Source organism: Exiguobacterium qingdaonense (assembly GCF_018617855.1).
GTDB lineage: Bacteria > Bacillota > Bacilli > Exiguobacteriales > Exiguobacteriaceae > Exiguobacterium > Exiguobacterium qingdaonense.
Genome location: NZ_JACSKY010000005.1, coordinates 121789 through 138867, shown reverse-complemented (window position 1 = coordinate 138867; position 17079 = coordinate 121789). Strand labels below are relative to the sequence as shown.

Genomic DNA, 17079 nt, shown 5'->3' with positions numbered 1-17079 from the left:
GGGGGAAGACGCATGCGCATCGATTCAGCCAAGTGGGTACATTTACCAAACACTTATGAAAAGAAAACGCAAGTCGAGCCGAAGCCCGCGCAATCACGCCAAACGGACCAATTGTCAATCTCGGCGGAAGCCCGCGCCCGGTTTGAAGAACCGGTGAAACATCCGGACCGTATCGCAAAAATCGACGCTTTGAAAGCGGAGATTCATGCGGGGACGTATTCACGGGACGCGCGCGATATCGCCAAACGCTTTCTACAAGGATGAATGGAAGCGAGGTCCGTTTGAGGCCTTCGCACTGAATAACACGGCACGGAAGCTGACTAAATAAGGGGCACCCCTTTCTTTAGTCGGCTCTTTTTTTGGAAAAGGAGAGACTCATGCTCACATTACATAAACGTTTACTCGAATTAGCTTACGCAAAAGAACAGCTTCTCATTGGGAACGACATGGTCGCATTTAGCACGCTCGTCAAAGAAGAAGCGAAACTCGTCCGACAAATCTCACAAAAAGAAGCGGAACGACTTCAAGGGACGTATGAAATGGACGATGAAGAGATAGAGGAATTGAGAACGGTGTTGTTCGAGTTGAAGCGACAGAATGAATTGAATGCGACGCTACTCGAACAATCCCTTCGGTATATCACCTGGCATTTGGACATGCTCATGCCGGAAGCAGATGATTTCACATACGGACAACAGGCGTTCGAAACACGCTCGTTCAGCCGTGACGTTTAAGGAGGAAGTGGAATGGGTTCAACATTTATGGGGTTGGAGACGGCACGCCGCAGTCTATCGACACACCAATGGGCGCTTCAAGCGACCGGGAACAACGTGGCGAACGCCTCAAACCCTGGTTATTCACGCCAACGTCTCACACTCGGGATGACCGAACAGCTTTCGGTCAACTTCGGCGGGACGAAAGCCGGACAATTCGGGACCGGGGTGCGCGGGGAAACGCTCGCCCGGATTCGCGACCTCATGATCGACCAACAGTATCGTGACGAGTCGGTGAAGAACGCATTTTATGCGACGAAAGAGGCGGCGTTCGGTCGGATGGAAGATATCATCAACGAACCGTCGGAGAACGGGCTCGCCAAATCACTCGACTTGTTTTGGGCATCGCTCCAAGACTTGTCGGTCAACCCGGACGATACGGGTGCACGAAGCGTCGTCCGGCAGCGCGCGTTGACGCTCGCTCAAACGTTTAACTATATGTCTTCCTCGTTATCGAAAGTACAAGAGGACTTGAAAGTAGAAGCGGGCGTCGTTACGAAAAAAATCAATGACCTGTTGACAAAAATCGGTGACGTCAATCGTCAAATCGGGGACGCGGAACCGCTTGGTGTCCTGCCGAACGAACTGTATGACGAGCGCGACCGCTATATGGATGAGTTGTCGCAATACATCGAGTTCGAGCGAGTGCCGGTCGATTACCTGAACGGGAGCACACGTGGGAACTCGCAACGTGTTGCGGAAGGTCGGATTGATATTCGTGTGGTCATCGGAGGCACAGAAGTTAAGCTCGTGGACGGTCTCACGGGCGGCGTCGGAAAAATGGAAGATATGACCATGACGGACGCGGCGGGTGTGAACACCTCTTTGACGCATGCCGACATGCCGAACGGGAAATGGAAAGCTTTAGTTGAAATGTACGGAAGCGCGAGTGGTCCTGAAGGAGTAGATGGTTCGTATACGAACATGTTGAAAGATTTGGATGAAATGGCGAACGTCTTCGCCTCAGCCTTCAACACGGCGCACGGAACGAATATGGACGCTGACGGGAACGCTGGACGAACTGACTTCTTCGTAGGAATGACAAGCGCTGCGACCATCACTGTCAACGATGATTTTATGAAGAACTTAGATTTGATTGCCGCATCGAAAGACGGGAATATCGGGGATGGGAGCGGAGCTCTTGAGCTCGCGAAGTTGAAAGAAAGTTCGCTCGGTTTTAATGGATCCGTCACGACCTCGACTTCGATCGGAAAATACTATCAAAACGTCATCGGGAACATGGCTGTCGAGGCGAGCCAGAACGCGAACCTCGCGAAGAGCACGTTCGCCCTCTTGAGTAGCTCGGACCAGCGCCGCCAGTCGGTGAGCGCGGTGTCGCTCGATGAAGAGATGACGATGATGATCCAATATCAACACGCATACAACGCGGCGGCACGTAATATCACGGCTGTCGACGAGATGCTCGACAAAATCATTAACGGCATGGGTGTCGTAGGGAGGTAATGACTGATGCGTGTCACACAGACGATGCTCACACAGACGAACTTGAAACACTTATCAAGTAGCTATAACACGCTCGCTCGTGTCCAGGAACAACTCATCAGCGGGAAACGGATTCAAAAAGCATCGGAGGACCCGGTCGTCGCGATGCAAGGGATCCGGTACCGGACCGAGGTACGAGAAGTCGATCAATTCCGCCGTAACGTCAGCGAGGCGACGAGCTGGATGGATATGACGGACTCGACATTGAATGAAGTGACGGAGGCCGTCAAACGGATTCGTGAATTGACGACACAAGCGGCGAACGATACGTATGAATCATCGCAACGCGCCATCATCAAGAGTGAGGTCGATCAGTTAATCGAACATATCGGCTCTCTCGCCAACTCGAAAGCGGGCGAGAAATATATTTACAACGGGACGAAAACGGATCAACCATTGATTGATATCGACCAATTGAAAGCCTATTTAGCGAATCCAACGGGCTCTGTCGACTCGATTTATGAGAGTGGGACGGCCCCGGCAGCGAGCGGGAAGATTGAATTCGAAGTGTCAAAAGGAATCAACGTTCAAGTAAACATGCAACCCGAGACAGTGTTTGGCAAAGAACTGTTCGAAGGACTTCATAAGTTGAGTACCCTTCTGAATGATCCGGCGACGGGTGGCGCCGACCTATCGGCTGAACTCGACACGCTTGACACACTCGGTCAAAACTTGATCACAGAGCGTGCCGAACTCGGTGCCCGAGCGAACCGACTAGAACTCGTCGACAACCGTCTGCAAGACCATGAGATTATCGCGAAGACGATCATGTCCGACAACGAAGACATTGACGTCGAGAAAGTCATCATGGAGCTGAAGTCGCATGAGACCGTACACCGTGCGGCGCTCTCTGCGGGTGCCCGCATCATCCAGCCGACGCTCCTCGACTTCCTCCGGTAAGCGCTCATGAATCTTGCGAGGCTTGAGATGCGGCAGACCCATGCCGCAATCCAGATGACATCGAATCGACCGGTGCTCGAGATGCGGCAAGGGCGTGCCGATCTGTCCATTCAGCAAGGGAAGGCCGAGATGACGCAACAGACGACACCCGGGAAGCTCGAGGTCGACTCGTCGGTGGCAAGAAGTGAGAGTAACCTGAAAGGGACGCTTGAACTTGGGAAACACCTCGGTCAGCTGGGAGAGCAAGGGGCCCGTGAGGCGATGGCAAACATCGCCCGGGACGGGGACCGTCTCATGCGCATCGAGAACGGGAATCCGATCCCGTCGATGGCGGCGGAGAAAGTGAATGACCCGTATCCGATCGTCGAGATGGGCTATATGCCGAAATCGATCGACCGTGTCAAGTTGACGTATACACCGGCGGATGTGAAAATCGAATGGAATATTACACCGCCACAGATTGATGTATCGCTCACACCGGCGGACATCTCGTTCACACCATGGACGACGGACATCTCGCTCCGTCAACAGGCGTCGCTCGAGATATGGCCAGTCGGTGGGATGTATGATGAAACGCGTTGAAAGTGAGGACAATCCATGTTCATTGAAACAGACTACTTTGGCAAGATTGAAATAAATGAAGCGGAGACGATCTCGTTCGTCAGTGAGATTCCGGGATTCCCGGAGTCGAAGACATTCGTATTGATCCCATACGGAAAAGAGTTGCCGTTTTGGTCGCTTCAGTCGATCGAGGAACAGGCATGCGCGTTCGTCGTGACGAATCCGTTCTGGCATAAGTCGGACTATGCGTTCGAATTGTCGGATGGCGCGAAGGAGCAGCTCGGGATCGAGGAGGCGGAACACGTCTCGGTCTATTCAATCGTCACCCTTCGCGAACCGTTCGAATCGTCGACGCTCAACTTGAAGGCGCCGATCGTCATCGAGACGAAGGAACGTCGCGGGAAACAGGTCATCCTAGACGATGCGTATCCGGCCCGTTATCCGCTCGGCGGCACGAAAGCGGAGGTGCGCTGATGCTCGTATTGAAACGAAAACAGGGCGAGGCGATTCATATCGGGGACGATGTGACGCTCACGGTGCTCGCCATCGAAGGCGATCAAGTGAAGCTCGGTATCGATGCCCCGCGTCATATCGACATCCATCGTCATGAAGTGTACATTCAAATGCAGGAAGAAAACGAGTCAGCACGAAACAGTGCCAACTTGATGAAGCAGATGATTCAAAAGCAGTCGGAAGCGTGAGCTTTCGACTTTTTCTATAAAATCAATCTTTGGGAGTGACAGTGCTCGGTAGGTTGGGATAGGATGGAAACGGAACGAAAGGAGGGGAAACGGTGGGAGTCGTCATCAACCACTTTGTAATCAATATTAGTCTTCTCTTTTTATTCACGTCACTCACGCTCTACGTGATGCGGACGGTCTTGCCGATTCAACCGACCTCACCGCGGTTCGTCCGATTTTGGTTCGGGGTGTCGAACGGGTTGACGGCCATCCTGTTAAGCATCAATGCCATCGAACTCGGTGACGCACGAATCGACCTTCGACTCATTCCGATTGCGCTCTCGGCCGCGTACGCTGGTCCGTTCGGGACAATCGTCACGCTCGGTCTCATCTTCATCGGCCGCATGACGATCCACGGGATGAGCGCCCCGTTCGTTGACGCGATCTTCATGTTTATCGTCTTTTACTTATTCTCTCTCGTCGTGTCACGCTTCCCGATTCATCGGGGAAGAGGGTACGCCATCTATGTCGGGTTTGGTGCGCTCCTCGTTTTGATCCAGGTGACCGCGAGTGTGGATCAAACTGTATTCCTCCACGTGTTCGTCCCGTACTTCCTTATGTTGTCGCTCGGGGCATGGCTCTGTTATTGGGGCTCGAAGAAGCTCGAGACGCATCTCTGGATGTATCTATTACATACGCATCGGGCGACCATCGATGAATTGACGGGGCTGCCGAACCGATATCGGACACTTGAACACATGAACGACTTGGAGATGTCCGGGAAGCCGTGGTCGCTATTGGTCATCGATGTCGACCATTTCAAGCAATTGAATGACACGTATGGGCATTTGGCGGGGGATGCGGCGTTACGTCAGATCGGACAGACATTGGAGCGGAGTTGTCCGCCATCTGGGTTTGTCGGAAGATATGGCGGAGAAGAGTTTTTGCTCGTCATCGAAGGTAGTGAAGGTATGGAAAAGGTGGCAGAAGACATCGTGCAGACGGTGCGACATACGACATTCACCTTTCAAGACGAGGTCATCCCGATGACCGTCTCCATCGGGGCGGCGGTCGCGGGACACGAACCGAGCATGGTCGTGTTCGAGCGAGCGGATGAGGCGCTTTACGTGGCGAAGCGAAATGGTCGAGACCAGGTTAGGTTTGCATGAAAATTCCCCTATAACCGTTGGCGAATCCTGTCCAACGGTTATAGGGGATTTCACGTTTAGTGAATGTTTTTTTTCTTGAACTGTCCACCCCGGACGTCATGAATGTTACCGACGGCGAGGAATGCCGTCTCGTCATAGTCATCGAGGATGTCTTTCAGTTTCGTCTCTTCGAGTCGGCTGATGACCGTGAAGACGACTTTCTTCCCGTCTCCGGAGAAGGCACCTTCTCCGTGTAAGTACGTCACCCCTCGGCCGAGTCGGTCCATGATGGCCTGTCCGATCTCTTCAGGAGCGGTCGTGATGATCCATGCCGCCTTCGATTGATCGATCCCTTCCAAGACGACATCGATCGTCTTAAAGGCGATGAAATATGTCAATAGGGAGTACATCGCCCGGTCCCAGCTGAAGACGAACCCGGCCGTCCCGAGGATGAAGATGTTGAAGAACATGACGATCTCCCCGACCGAAAACGGCAACCGATTCGTGAAGGACACGGCGAGAATCTCCGTCCCGTCGAGTGATCCACCGGCCCGGATGACGAGCCCGATCCCGGCCCCGAGTAAAAAACCGCCGAAAACGGTCGATAACAACAGGTCGTCCGTGAACGGTTTCATGTTATGGAAGACGATGGTGAAGGCCGACATGAGCAGGATCGCCGTCAACGTGACGACGGCGAACGTCTTCCCGATTTGTCGATAGCCGAAATAGATGAACGGCAAGTTGAACAAGACGAGCCAGATGGCGAGCTTCGTTTCAGTCAGATACGACACGATGATCGAAACGCCGACAATCCCGCCGTCGATAATCTGATTCGGGACGAGGAACGCCTCTAGTCCCACGGCGAAGATGAGGGAGCCGAGTAGCAAGAGGACGGCTTTCGCAAACAGCTCGGACGCCTTGATCGGATTATGTTCGCGCTTTAAGCGCCGCACTTCCTCTGGTGTCGGGGAAGGCATGGGTGTACGCTGCATACGTGTTGCCCCCTTTTCATTTCCTTCAGTATAGCAAAGAGACATATGAACCGCCAAAGCAGGAAATCTGACATGGAAAGTGGAATGAGACGAGGCAAGAGAAAGGGGAGGATGAGGGATGTATGCATTGATTGGGAAGATGGTCACGCAAAAGGGGCAACGCGACAGGCTCGTGGCGATTCTGTCGGAAGCGGCGCGTGAGATGGAGGCGACAGCGGACTGTGAATCGTATCGGGTCCATGTATCGCTCGACGAGGCGGACACGGTCTTCATCTATGAGGTATGGCGTAGTGAGGAGGCTCATGCGGCGTCGTTATCACTACCTGAGGTGAAGGAATATATCGATCAGGCGAAACCAATCCTCGATCGGGTGGAGCGGGTCGCCGCGCTCGAACTGCGGACATAAAAAACCCTCGCCTATACGAGAGGCGAGAGGTGATGGATCAGGACGTGAGACTGCCTTTTACTTTGTCATAGAAGTCATCCATCATACCGGTACGGCTACCGAGTTGGCAGATGAGTTCGAGCGTCTCTTTATAGAACTTTTTGACCAGCCCTTTGTTTTTGACGCCGTCCATCGACGCGAGCGTCTTGTCGAGATTTTCTAGAATCTCTTTGATTTGTGCGTCCGAGTCCGGTTTGACGACCGTCATGTTCTCCGGGATGTTGACGACCTTCTCTTGACCTTGATGGCGGAATGATGCGCCAAAGCCGAGGTTCTCGATGAAGAGGTGCGGCATCACTTTTTGACCGAAATAGTGTTTATGCCAGTCTGTCGCTTTCATCGTGTCCATATCCTGTTTGAACGTGGATGCCGTCGAGACATACTGCTTAAATAAATCCGTCATGAATTTCTCGATGACCGGGATTTGAAGGGCGAAGACGTTTTTCAAGAGCGCGTCGAGCTGGGCGCGCGTCAAAGTAGTTTCGTTAGACATGTCAGTTCCTCTTTTCTATAGTACGTTATTACCATCGTATGGGATTGACGGACAGTCGTCAATGTAAGGGGAAACATTTTTTCAGAATATTTAATGAAAAGTCATCGACTTATGGGATAATCAAGTGAGGATATAAACAAATAGGGAGTGGTTCTTGTGAACAAATCGATGAGATGGGCGCTCGCGCTCGGTGTGACAGGTGCATTGGTGGCGACGGTCGGTGTCGTCTCGTCCCGAGGGCGGACCGAGGATACGACGCAGACGATTCGTGACCGTGAGCTCGGCTATGAGATCGTCTTACCGTCAAAAATCGTCGAGGCGATCGAGCGGGGGGACGTCTATATCGAGAAGGCGCAAGATGTCGTCGACATCGGGGACACGAAGAGCTACGGCACGTTCGATTTGTACTATGATGTCGAAGACGGGGACGACCAACTGCTGTTCCACCTGGACTTGATCGACCGTGAGTTGACGGAAGAGGCATTCGCGACAGAGGTCGGATACGGCAACTACCTCGGGGCGAACGATAAGACGTTCTTCTGGGTCGAACCGACCGAGGCCGTCCCGGGTGCCGAGGCACATACGGATGAGATTGCCGAGTTGATCGGGACGCTCCCTGAGCTAGAGTTTCGGACGTTATAAGTCTCGTAAGTGGGCTCGCTACGGCGGGCTTTTTCCTTTGTGCTACAATACAGATGAGGTGATGTGAATGAATTGGACAGTAGAAGAAGTAAGACAGGCAGATGACGTCAAAGCGTTAGAACAGGCGGTCAACGCAAACGACAAGATTGATGTCAAAGTCGGTCATGAGTCGGTCGGTCAGAACGATTATGCGGTATACGACGGGGAGACGCTCGTCGGCTATCTCATGCTCTTCCCGTATCTCCCGAACGAGTATGAGGTGAATGCACTCGTCCACCCTGAATATCGGAAACAAGGTGTCTTCACGGCACTTCTCGAGACGGCGAAACAGGACGCGAAACTGAACGGTTGCGAAGCGTTCACGTTCGTCATCGACCGAAACTCGGCATCTGGGAAGGCGGTACTCGAACATCTTCAGGCGACGTACCAGTTCTCGGAATACAATCTCGTCTTGAAAAAGGCGGAGCTCTTCTTGAAGTCGGATGAGGTATCGCTACGTGAGGCGACGGCAGACGACCGCCCGCTCATCATCGCGACGCTCAGCGAGGCGTTCGGCGACCCGGTCGATGTGACGGAGAACATCTATCAACAAATCGACACACCGGACCGTGTGACGTACATCGGGGAAGTCGACGGCAAGCCGATCGGCATTATCCGTGCTCTTCTCGTAGATGAGGATGCGGCGAGCATCCACGCGTTCGGTGTCAAAGCGGGTGAGCAAGGCAAGGGCTACGGCACGAAAATGTTGAAGCAGATGGTCCAGCAGTTGTTCCGCATGGGCCGGACGAAAGTCGAGCTCGATGTCGAGACGGAAAACAAGGCGGCGCTCGAGATTTATAAACGTGCCGGTTTTGCGGAAAATGGCGGCTATGAGTTTTATATGATCGAAATATGAGGTGAATCACATGGTGAAAAATATGAAATGGCTCGGCGCGGCGTTTGAAGCATTTCTCGGAATCCCACTTCTCGGTGGTCTGTTTATCATCAGTATGGGCTATTCTCCCCTCGGATTCATGTTCGTGTACCACGTGATCGTATTGATTCTGTCGTTCACTCGACTGAATCGATTCTCGTACGGGGCGGCAGTCGGAATTGCGGCGTCGGTCCTCGGCATTATCCCGTTTGTCGGAATGATGCTCCACTGGGCGGCAGCGATCACGCTCGCGATTGATGCGGCGACGACGCCACGCCGTCTGGCGCACGTCGAACGTGACGATGAAGCGTTTTGACGGAACGTACTCCTTTACGGGGTACGTTTTTTCATTGACCAAACGTTCAACTGAAAACGCTATACATTCTTTGGAAAATGGACGATATAGTAAGTGATGAACACAATGAGGAGGAACACACAGTGAAAGTATTTAAAAACTTTACGACGCAATTGCTTGCATGGATTTTGGTCACATCCTTTGTTACAGGCGGGGCGGTCGGCTACATCACGTTACTCTTGTTGACTGAACTCGACATGGAGCAAGGACAGGTCATGCTCGTCGGTACGGTCGTGGCGTTACTCATCTCGTCACTCGGCGGAATCGTCATCTATTTGATCGCCCGTCGTCCATTGAAGGCGGTCGAGATGGCGTCTGAAAAAGCGGTCGAGGTCGGGAACGGCGACTTGACGGTACAGTTCGCAAGCGAGAAGACGACAGATCGTTCAGAGATGGGACGTCTGCTCTTGTCGATGGACAACATGGTTGAACACCTTCGGGAACAAGGCACGAACATGCGTTACACAGCAGACCAATTGACAGGTTCGGCACAAGAGATTGCAGCTTCCGTACAAGAAGGAAATGTTGCCGGCGAAAGCATCCGTTCGGCGATGGATTCGCTCAACAAGATGTTAGAGGACAACGTCAGTGCGACGTATAACTCGATGGACTTACTCGGAGCGGTCGCACGGACGATGGAGAGCATCCGCCAAGAGATGTCGTCGGCGCTTGATTCGGCGAGCGAGATGCAACAAGAAGCGGAGAGCGGGAAAGGCCTCGCCTCGTCTTCCGTCAACGCGATGCATGCGATTGCTGGGAAAGTGGAGCAATCCTCGACACTCAACAGCCAGTTGACAGAAATGACTGGTGAGATCTCACGTATTACGGATGTCATCAGTGACATCTCGGCACAAACGAACTTGCTTGCCTTGAACGCATCGATTGAAGCGGCACGTGCCGGTGAGCATGGACGTGGATTCGCAGTCGTTGCGGCAGAAGTGAAAAAGCTCGCGGAACAAACAGCGAACTCGACTCAAGAAATCACAGATCTCATCGTCGACGTGAAACGTCTCGTTGGCGATACGTCATCGTCGATGGCGAACGTGAAAGCAGAAGTGGAGACAGGTGTCGGTTTAGTTGAACAAGCAGGCGGTGCGTTCGCGTCGATCCACAACTCGGCAAATGAAGTATACAGCCATGTCCATTCGGTCGATTCACTCCTCGATGACTCACGCGGTCAAATCGATTCGGTCGTGACGAACTCGGCAGGCATCGTCGGCATGGTCGAAGAGGCATCGCGTTATGCGAATGAAGTGACGTCAGCGGCGAGCCAGCAAGCGGCAAGTCTTGGTGAAGTGAATGGGGCGATGACAGAGCTCGTTCGGGTTGCGGAGAGTTTGCAGAATGAGACGGGGCAAGTGAAGGTGGAAGTGTAGGAAATGACTTATCTCATTGTTGGTCGGTAATGAGAAGCCAATATTTAAGAAGGTACTGAAAAACTCAAAACAATTTTGAACAGAGGAGCGTCGTCCCAATCAAGGGTGACGCTCCTTGTTTTTTCTTCTCCATCCCGACACTCGACTTTCGTGGTACACCACTTGGCATCGACATTCGAAAAGTCATCAATACGTGAATGGCACATTGTGAAGCGGGACACGGGGTCGTGATCGCACACGGGAATGGGCCACAAGTGGGAATGATTCACCAAGCATTTGATGAAGCCGAACAGATGCCGAACGTTCCGATGGCGGAGGCCGTGGCGATGAGTCAAGGGTATATCGGCTATCACCTGCAGCAAGCGCTCCGCGAAGAATTGCAAAAGCGCGGCATCGACAAGGCGGTCGCCTCGGTCGTGACGCAGACGCTCGTCGACTCTGACGATTCGGCGTTTCAAAAGCCGACTAAGCCAATCGGCCAATTTTACAAGAAAGATGAAGTTGGGCGGTTTGAAAAGAAAGGGATGGTCTTCGTTGAAGATAGCGGACGAGTGAACTGCTCGCACGAGAACTAAATATGGACGTCCTATTCATCTTGACGGCCGTTGATCAAGTTGCAATCGATTTTGGAAAGCCGACGCAGTGCGGTCTCCATCATGTATCAATCGAAGAAGCGAGACGATATATTCAAGAGGGACAGTTTCCTCCTGGGAGTATGTTGCCGAAAGTAGAGTCGGCCCTATCGTTCGTCATGTCAAGTCCAGTTCGTGAAGCCATCATCACGTCGCTCGAACGAGCTGGCGAGGCGATTGAAGGGAAGACAGGAACGAGATTTGTGAAAGAAATCATGGTGAACTAAAGAGTCCCCCTTTTGGTATCGAATCAATCATACCGAGAGGGGGATGTGTCGTGAGTGATAGGAAAGAGAGTGGCGTCAAACGAGAATTGGTCGAATCACACGAAATGAAGAGAAATCCACAAAATGAGAAGATTTTTTTCAAAAAGACTAAACAGATGGTGATGGACTCCGATATAGAGTATGGAAACGCTAAAACGTTCCAAACAATGCAAGGTGAGGGGCCGGCCTAAACCTTGTATGCTCGGACAAAAGGATTTGGAAGAGCGGAAAAACTTTAAACCTATGGAGGGAAATCACAATGATTATCAACAATAACATGAATGCAATGAACGCACACCGTAATATGTCGTTCAACACAACGCAAACTGGTAAGGCAATGGAGAAATTGTCTTCAGGTCTTCGTATTAACCGTGCTGGAGATGATGCAGCTGGTCTTGCAATCTCTGAAAAAATGCGTGGACAGATTCGTGGTTTAGATCAAGCGACACGTAATGCTCAAGACGGAATTTCACTCATTCAAACAGCTGAAGGTGCTTTGAATGAAACCCATTCAATTCTTCAACGTATGCGTGAACTATCGGTACAATCTTCGAACGACACGAACACTGATGCAGATCGTACAGAAATTCAAAAAGAAATTAATCAACTTACACAAGAAATCGATCGAATCGGTGAAAACACTGAATTTAACACTAAAAAATTACTGAACGGTAGTGCTGGTGTAGACATTACTGCATCAAACACTACAGTCAAGAATGTTACTGGAACAGCAGATACCAAGGCTGGGGTAATCAATTTGACTGCAGCTAATACTACTTTAGCATCGAAAGCATCACATGTTGATGCAACTTCTGCTTCACTAGCAAACACAGGTACAGCTATTGGTTCGGCAAGTACTCTTGAAATCAACGGGACATCGTTTAGCTTTGCAACAACTGATACAGTTCAAGATGTTTTAGATGTAATCAATGAAAAAGCAACAGCTACAGGCGTAACAGCAGAATGGGCAAATGGAACTGGTTTTACTTTTACATCGGTTGGTGAAGGTTCTGCTACAAAAATTGAATTTGGAACTGGTACAGGAACATTTGCAGGCACATCTGCTACAAATAACGCTACAGGTACAGATGCAGTAATGGATCTTGGTGAATTAGGAGGTTCTTACAATGCTACTGGAAACAAAGTTACCGTGACTAGTGGAGATTACAAAGGACTCGAATTCACATTAACTGCAGATGCTAACGTTAGTATCACTGTCAACTCAAATAATGCTTTAAAACTACAAATTGGAGCAAATGCAGGACAAGACATCAGTGTTGGCATCAATGATATGCGAGCTAAATCATTAGGTGTAGCAAATATCGATGTTACAAACCAATCTTCAGCAAGTGCGGCAGTCACAACAATCAATGATGCAATTGAGACTGTTTCTGCAGAACGTTCAAAAATGGGTGCTACTCAAAACCGTCTCGAACACACAATCAATAACTTGAGCACATCTGCAGAAAACCTCCAAGCAGCTGAATCACGTATTCGCGACGTAGACATGGCGAAAGAGATGATGAACTTCACGAAGAACAACATCCTCAACCAAGCTTCACAAGCAATGTTAGCTCAAGCCAACTCTGCACCGCAGGCAGTACTTCAACTCCTTCGGTAAGGAATGACGGGCGTCTTATCTGGTAACGGATAAGAATATAACTGGGTGAATTGCTGGAACTCCTTAGAGCCCTCCTTACGACAACGTGACTGGAAACGGTGAGCGTGAACGTTTTGAAAAAAAGGAAGGGATTGGACAATCAGCAGCCAAGCATCTGTCAGGAAACTGTGATGAAGGTTCAACGACTAGGATGAACGACCTACCGACTGACTAGTCCATGGTTATGAGATCCGTACCTCGTAAACGGCGAGGGAAGTGCCCAGCCCCTATTTTGCAATAGTAATAAATAATATATTTATATTGTAAAAGGGTGAAGATATAGTCTAGGCCATATTGAAAAATATGGGTCCCAGCAAGCAAATCAACAGCCTCAGGCTGTACTTCAATTGCTCCGTTAATATAGCAATTGAGTATTTAATCGTTATACTAAAAACCGTGGAGCCTTATGCTTCACGGTTTTTCACGTCTTGCCATTTATAAACGACGGACCAATACGTTCGATTTAAACGTTGGGCAATTTCTTTATCGGTCACACCTTGCTGTTTCCATTCAATCAGTGATGCGATGTCTTCATGACTATAAGGTCTTGCAGGAATCGAGACGCGAATCGTATAGTCAGGGTGTGTTTGTTTATAGTGATTCACCTCAGCGTCTAAACGGTTTTCCCATGACAATTTGTACATAAAGTCCGGAAGTTCAGCTTGGTAAGGTTGAAGTAAATTTAAAATATCAAATGTATCGGTCACTTTTGTCGTCTTTAGGTAATAGCCGGTTCCGCTCGGTGTACCTGATGTGCGGACGTTGATATTGTAATGGTTTTTCATCCATTCAGCGAGTTGCTCTAATTGTTCTTTCGAAAAGGCTTGTAAATAGAAAGCGATATGTGGTGTAAATTGAATTTCCTTCTTTTTATGATTAAAACGTTTGCTGAGAAGAAGCGAACCGTCGTCTAAATAAAGTGTCAGTATACATGCTGGGTGATGAATATCTTTCAGTAGTTCGAAGGGGATGTGCTTTTTATTGTTCGGATAAAAAAGAGGAAATAGTCTTGTCATGAGTGGAATCGATCGTGACACTAAATTGTCTCTACGTAAATAAAGCAAATTTGGAAGTTTTCGCTGTTTCCACTCCCGATAACTCAACTGACCTAAACTAAAATGTTCCCGGTAACTGTTGTTTATTCTTCTGTCATACGCATAACACTTTGTGATTTCCCCATCCCCCAAAATACTAGCGACCAAAATAGCGACTTGTTCTTCGGATAGTCCTTCCCAGTCCATGACGTGTTTCTCCTTCATCAAATTTTTTACCTTTCTTAAATCATTCCCGATTTATTCGAATGACCTGTGCTAATAATTCATGGACTTACGTTCAAATTTTGATTGACATGTCGATAAGTAGAGCGAGAGAAGGTGTTGTCGATTGGAAAAATTATTAATAGAATTAAAAGCTATATCTTTCGAACAAAAGCGATTAGCTGAATTAGAAGACCTACTAATAACGATGCGATCGATTGCATGTGAAGCGATAACGTGTGATGAGAAAAGAAGAGATCATTTACAAAAGCAATTTGAAGATCTACAAGCACAAGTGAAATTTCTTGAAGCTCAGAAACGATAGTCAATTGACTAAATTACTATAAACTCACTACATTTCTACCGATAAAGTCCATGAGAACAATTATAAGAGGAGTAGACCTATATGAACCCGACCATTTCAGAAGTCCGGCTTCACCTACCTTCTTCCGTCTTGCCGTATGAACAAACGAAAAACGTGTTCGTCGAAGCGAATCAAGCGAAGCTCGCCGACGAAGGCATCGTCATTCTTCCGACGCCTCAACACGTTACCAAGCTAGAGGCGGCCGTCGAGAAGGCGAATCAAGTCCTAGAACAACAGCGTACAGGTTTAAAATTTATGAAGCATGAAAAATTGAACGACTATTATATTCAAATCGTGGATACGAACAACGAAGTGATCCGCGAAATCCCAAGCAAGAAGTCCCTCGATTTCTTTGCGGCGTTCATGGAGTTCAATCAACTCTTCGATGAACGGGTATAAAGGAGGATTCTTATGACGACACCAATCCGATTTGGCGGACTCGCCAGTGGAATCGATACGGATACGATTATTAAGCAACTGATGCAGGTCGAGCGAGCGCCGATTGATAAACTTGAGCAGAAGAAACAAACGACAGAATGGAAGCGCGATGCGTATCGCGAAATCAACCGGTCCCTCATGACATTGCGGAATAGTGCGGTCGACTTGATGTTCAGCCGAAACTTCTATGCGAAGACGTCTAGCTCGTCGGATGAGTCAAAAATCAGCGTGACTGCTGGACCATCAAGTGGTAATAGTGCGGTTCGGATTGACTCGGTTACACAGTTGGCCAGTTCGGCGACGACGATTTTAGATGCTGTCGATCGTAATGGACAAAAGTTGACGAGTACAACAAAATTATCAGACATGAATGGATTTGTTGCCGGACAAAAGCGTGTCATTCAAGAGACGGCTGGAACCGAGTTAACGATTCCGAAAGATTTGGACTTTTCGACAGTCGTCTTAAAAGATGCGGCAGGAAACGTTTTAGATTCTACGGACTTTGCGTATGACGCAGCGGCTGGTAAAGTCACTGCCACCAATACAACAAACTATCCTGGTGGAGTCATTCCAAAAGATGTTTCTGCTTCGTTCTCCTCTGGGACTGGCTTTGAAATTCAGTACAAATCTAGTACAGCCGGGACATATCAAAAGATTGAATTAGGTGCGGACGCAACGGTAAAAGAATTGATGAGCAAGTTAAATAGTAAAGAAACAGGACTTTCTGCTTTCTTTGAATCCTCTACCGGAAAAATCTCCTTGTCGACGAAAGAGACCGGAGCCACTTCGACCATTCAATTTGATACTAACTTCAAATCTGCCTTTAGTATGGGGACGGTTGCTTCGACTGGACAAAATGCGAAGTTTAAAGTGAATGGAATTGAAGTCGAACGTGCTTCGAACACGACGACGATTGACAATATGACGTTGACACTGAAATCATCTTTCCTCGAAACAGGAGGACCTGTCACACTATCAGCCGCTACTGACACCCAAAAAATCTTTGACAACATCAAAGGTTTTGTCGATAAGTATAATGAGACGATTGATCTCATGAACAAGAAGACACGCGAAGAACGATTCCGTTCTTTTGCACCGCTCACACAGGCACAGCGTGATGAGTTGTCTGAAGATGAGATCAAGAAATGGGAAGAAAAAGCGATGAGCGGGATGCTTCGAGGGGATACAATTCTCCGCGGGGCGATGGACACGCTTCGTAGCAAGTGGTCGAGCGCGACATCGAGCACGAATGATGTAGGCATGTCTCGCTTGTTCCAAATCGGTCTCTCCACGGGTTCTGACTTTACGAACGGCGGAAAGATTGAGCTGAATGAAGAGAAGTTAAAAGCAGCCATTGAGAAAGATCCGGAACAAGTGTATAAGCTCTTCACGGATGAAGAAACGGGACTCCTTCCGCAAATCCGTGACACGGCAGCTGCTTCACGGTCAAACATCACTCGGATTGCGGGCGCAGATGGAGCAGGCGCCCCATCATACTCGATGGGTCGCGAGATGACCCAAATCGACTCACGAATTCAACGACTGAATGATTTACTCATCGATAAAGAAAACGCCTATTACCGTCGCTTCGCCGCGATGGAAACGGCGATGAACCAGGCGAACTCACAAGCCGCTTCACTTCAACAGTTTTTAGGCGGAGGCATGTAAGAGGAGGAATTTAA

Annotated in this window: 22 protein-coding genes; 19 read left to right on the top strand and 3 right to left on the bottom strand. The window is 49.5% G+C overall.

The window, feature by feature from the left end; genetic code table 11:
• The first annotated feature begins 12 nt into the window (after nucleotides 1-12).
• The 8 genes from KNP00_RS08025 (at nucleotide 13) to KNP00_RS14325 (ending at nucleotide 5586) form a co-directional block, all read left to right on the top strand.
• On the top strand, nucleotides 13-264 hold the full coding sequence (locus KNP00_RS08025) for a flagellar biosynthesis anti-sigma factor FlgM (RefSeq protein WP_215143940.1): 252 nt from the start codon (nucleotides 13-15) through the stop codon (nucleotides 262-264).
• A gap of 113 nt (nucleotides 265-377) precedes the next feature.
• Nucleotides 378-734, top strand: coding sequence for a flagellar export chaperone FlgN (flgN, locus tag KNP00_RS08020; protein WP_215143938.1), 357 nt, complete (start codon nucleotides 378-380; stop codon nucleotides 732-734).
• Between the two features lie 12 nt (nucleotides 735-746).
• A complete protein-coding gene (flgK, locus tag KNP00_RS08015) occupies nucleotides 747-2237 on the top strand; it encodes a flagellar hook-associated protein FlgK (RefSeq protein ID WP_215143936.1) in 1491 nt (496 codons plus the stop codon).
• A gap of 6 nt (nucleotides 2238-2243) precedes the next feature.
• Complete coding sequence (gene flgL / locus KNP00_RS08010; RefSeq protein ID WP_215143934.1) at nucleotides 2244-3176, top strand: flagellar hook-associated protein FlgL; 933 nt, start codon at nucleotides 2244-2246, stop codon at nucleotides 3174-3176.
• A gap of 27 nt (nucleotides 3177-3203) precedes the next feature.
• Nucleotides 3204-3758 carry a DUF6470 family protein gene (locus KNP00_RS08005; RefSeq protein WP_240542784.1) on the top strand — a complete coding sequence of 185 codons (555 nt, stop codon included), beginning with the start codon at nucleotides 3204-3206 and terminating at the stop codon, nucleotides 3756-3758.
• A 15-nt stretch (nucleotides 3759-3773) separates the two neighbouring features.
• Nucleotides 3774-4211: a flagellar assembly protein FliW gene (fliW, locus tag KNP00_RS08000; protein ID WP_215143929.1), complete on the top strand. Its 438-nt coding sequence runs from the start codon at nucleotides 3774-3776 to the stop codon at nucleotides 4209-4211.
• Entirely contained in the window at nucleotides 4211-4438 is a 228-nt protein-coding gene (csrA, locus tag KNP00_RS07995; RefSeq protein ID WP_012726976.1) for a carbon storage regulator CsrA, read from the top strand. The genes fliW and csrA overlap by 1 nt, the downstream gene beginning before the upstream one ends.
• 92 nt (nucleotides 4439-4530) lie before the next feature.
• Nucleotides 4531-5586, top strand: coding sequence for a GGDEF domain-containing protein (locus KNP00_RS14325; RefSeq protein WP_215143927.1), 1056 nt, complete (start codon nucleotides 4531-4533; stop codon nucleotides 5584-5586).
• A 56-nt stretch (nucleotides 5587-5642) separates the two neighbouring features.
• Here KNP00_RS14325 and KNP00_RS07985 read toward each other — a convergent pair whose 3' ends face one another.
• Nucleotides 5643-6557, bottom strand: coding sequence for a YitT family protein (locus tag KNP00_RS07985; RefSeq protein ID WP_215143926.1), 915 nt, complete (start codon nucleotides 6555-6557; stop codon nucleotides 5643-5645).
• 118 nt (nucleotides 6558-6675) lie between these two features.
• Between KNP00_RS07985 and KNP00_RS07980 the strand changes: the two genes are divergently transcribed.
• Entirely contained in the window at nucleotides 6676-6963 is a 288-nt protein-coding gene (locus KNP00_RS07980; protein WP_215143923.1) for a putative quinol monooxygenase, read from the top strand.
• 37 nt (nucleotides 6964-7000) lie between these two features.
• Here the strand turns inward: KNP00_RS07980 and KNP00_RS07975 are convergent, their stop codons facing one another.
• Nucleotides 7001-7495 carry a hypothetical protein gene (locus KNP00_RS07975; protein WP_215143921.1) on the bottom strand — a complete coding sequence of 165 codons (495 nt, stop codon included), beginning with the start codon at nucleotides 7493-7495 and terminating at the stop codon, nucleotides 7001-7003.
• Nucleotides 7496-7651: 156 nt separating this feature from the next.
• Here KNP00_RS07975 and KNP00_RS07970 point away from each other — a divergent pair, with 156 nt between their 5' ends.
• The 7 genes from KNP00_RS07970 to KNP00_RS07940 all read left to right on the top strand — a co-directional run bounded on the left by KNP00_RS07970 (nucleotide 7652) and on the right by KNP00_RS07940 (nucleotide 13300).
• On the top strand, nucleotides 7652-8137 hold the full coding sequence (locus KNP00_RS07970; protein ID WP_215143919.1) for a hypothetical protein: 486 nt from the start codon (nucleotides 7652-7654) through the stop codon (nucleotides 8135-8137).
• A 67-nt stretch (nucleotides 8138-8204) separates the two neighbouring features.
• Nucleotides 8205-9032 carry a GNAT family N-acetyltransferase gene (locus tag KNP00_RS07965; RefSeq protein WP_215143917.1) on the top strand — a complete coding sequence of 276 codons (828 nt, stop codon included), beginning with the start codon at nucleotides 8205-8207 and terminating at the stop codon, nucleotides 9030-9032.
• Nucleotides 9033-9042: 10 nt separating this feature from the next.
• Nucleotides 9043-9366 (top strand): hypothetical protein, encoded by a 324-nt coding sequence (locus KNP00_RS07960; protein WP_215143915.1) that lies wholly within the window; start codon nucleotides 9043-9045, stop codon nucleotides 9364-9366.
• A gap of 122 nt (nucleotides 9367-9488) precedes the next feature.
• The gene (locus KNP00_RS07955; RefSeq protein WP_215143913.1) at nucleotides 9489-10781 is read left to right on the top strand and encodes a methyl-accepting chemotaxis protein; all 1293 of its coding nucleotides are present in this window, start codon (nucleotides 9489-9491) and stop codon (nucleotides 10779-10781) included.
• Nucleotides 10782-10978: 197 nt separating this feature from the next.
• Nucleotides 10979-11356, top strand: a complete 378-nt coding sequence (locus tag KNP00_RS07950) for an amino acid kinase family protein (RefSeq protein ID WP_215143912.1) — start codon at nucleotides 10979-10981, stop codon at nucleotides 11354-11356.
• Between the two features lie 2 nt (nucleotides 11357-11358).
• Entirely contained in the window at nucleotides 11359-11640 is a 282-nt protein-coding gene (locus tag KNP00_RS07945) for an amino acid kinase family protein (protein WP_215143910.1), read from the top strand.
• Between the two features lie 298 nt (nucleotides 11641-11938).
• Nucleotides 11939-13300: a flagellin N-terminal helical domain-containing protein gene (locus tag KNP00_RS07940; protein ID WP_215143908.1), complete on the top strand. Its 1362-nt coding sequence runs from the start codon at nucleotides 11939-11941 to the stop codon at nucleotides 13298-13300.
• A 443-nt stretch (nucleotides 13301-13743) separates the two neighbouring features.
• On the opposite strand, the gene KNP00_RS07935 is transcribed toward KNP00_RS07940, so the two are convergent.
• Nucleotides 13744-14580 carry an endonuclease gene (locus KNP00_RS07935; RefSeq protein WP_215143906.1) on the bottom strand — a complete coding sequence of 279 codons (837 nt, stop codon included), beginning with the start codon at nucleotides 14578-14580 and terminating at the stop codon, nucleotides 13744-13746.
• Nucleotides 14581-14722: 142 nt separating this feature from the next.
• Between KNP00_RS07935 and KNP00_RS07930 the strand changes: the two genes are divergently transcribed.
• From KNP00_RS07930 to fliD, 3 genes are all read left to right on the top strand, one after another.
• Nucleotides 14723-14920 carry a hypothetical protein gene (locus tag KNP00_RS07930; protein WP_215143904.1) on the top strand — a complete coding sequence of 66 codons (198 nt, stop codon included), beginning with the start codon at nucleotides 14723-14725 and terminating at the stop codon, nucleotides 14918-14920.
• An 81-nt stretch (nucleotides 14921-15001) separates the two neighbouring features.
• Complete coding sequence (locus tag KNP00_RS07925) at nucleotides 15002-15358, top strand: flagellar protein FlaG (protein WP_114165849.1); 357 nt, start codon at nucleotides 15002-15004, stop codon at nucleotides 15356-15358.
• A 12-nt stretch (nucleotides 15359-15370) separates the two neighbouring features.
• Nucleotides 15371-17065 (top strand): flagellar filament capping protein FliD, encoded by a 1695-nt coding sequence (gene fliD, locus KNP00_RS07920; protein ID WP_215143902.1) that lies wholly within the window; start codon nucleotides 15371-15373, stop codon nucleotides 17063-17065.
• Nucleotides 17066-17079 lie beyond the last annotated feature (14 nt).

Coding starts and splice junctions, on each gene's coding strand:
- flgL (WP_215143934.1), top strand. CDS start 2,244: ATGCGTGTCACACAGACGATGCTCACACAGACGAACTTGAAACACTTA.
- KNP00_RS07985 (WP_215143926.1), bottom strand. CDS start 6,557: ATGCAGCGTACACCCATGCCTTCCCCGACACCAGAGGAAGTGCGGCGC.
- KNP00_RS07935 (WP_215143906.1), bottom strand. CDS start 14,580: ATGGACTGGGAAGGACTATCCGAAGAACAAGTCGCTATTTTGGTCGCT.
- flgN (WP_215143938.1), top strand. CDS start 378: ATGCTCACATTACATAAACGTTTACTCGAATTAGCTTACGCAAAAGAA.
- KNP00_RS07965 (WP_215143917.1), top strand. CDS start 8,205: ATGAATTGGACAGTAGAAGAAGTAAGACAGGCAGATGACGTCAAAGCG.
- KNP00_RS07950 (WP_215143912.1), top strand. CDS start 10,979: ATGGCACATTGTGAAGCGGGACACGGGGTCGTGATCGCACACGGGAAT.
- KNP00_RS07975 (WP_215143921.1), bottom strand. CDS start 7,495: ATGTCTAACGAAACTACTTTGACGCGCGCCCAGCTCGACGCGCTCTTG.
- KNP00_RS07925 (WP_114165849.1), top strand. CDS start 15,002: ATGAACCCGACCATTTCAGAAGTCCGGCTTCACCTACCTTCTTCCGTC.
- flgK (WP_215143936.1), top strand. CDS start 747: ATGGGTTCAACATTTATGGGGTTGGAGACGGCACGCCGCAGTCTATCG.
- csrA (WP_012726976.1), top strand. CDS start 4,211: ATGCTCGTATTGAAACGAAAACAGGGCGAGGCGATTCATATCGGGGAC.
- KNP00_RS07960 (WP_215143915.1), top strand. CDS start 9,043: ATGGTGAAAAATATGAAATGGCTCGGCGCGGCGTTTGAAGCATTTCTC.
- fliW (WP_215143929.1), top strand. CDS start 3,774: ATGTTCATTGAAACAGACTACTTTGGCAAGATTGAAATAAATGAAGCG.
- KNP00_RS07940 (WP_215143908.1), top strand. CDS start 11,939: ATGATTATCAACAATAACATGAATGCAATGAACGCACACCGTAATATG.
- fliD (WP_215143902.1), top strand. CDS start 15,371: ATGACGACACCAATCCGATTTGGCGGACTCGCCAGTGGAATCGATACG.
- KNP00_RS07945 (WP_215143910.1), top strand. CDS start 11,359: ATGGACGTCCTATTCATCTTGACGGCCGTTGATCAAGTTGCAATCGAT.
- KNP00_RS08005 (WP_240542784.1), top strand. CDS start 3,204: ATGCGGCAGACCCATGCCGCAATCCAGATGACATCGAATCGACCGGTG.
- KNP00_RS07980 (WP_215143923.1), top strand. CDS start 6,676: ATGTATGCATTGATTGGGAAGATGGTCACGCAAAAGGGGCAACGCGAC.
- KNP00_RS08025 (WP_215143940.1), top strand. CDS start 13: ATGCGCATCGATTCAGCCAAGTGGGTACATTTACCAAACACTTATGAA.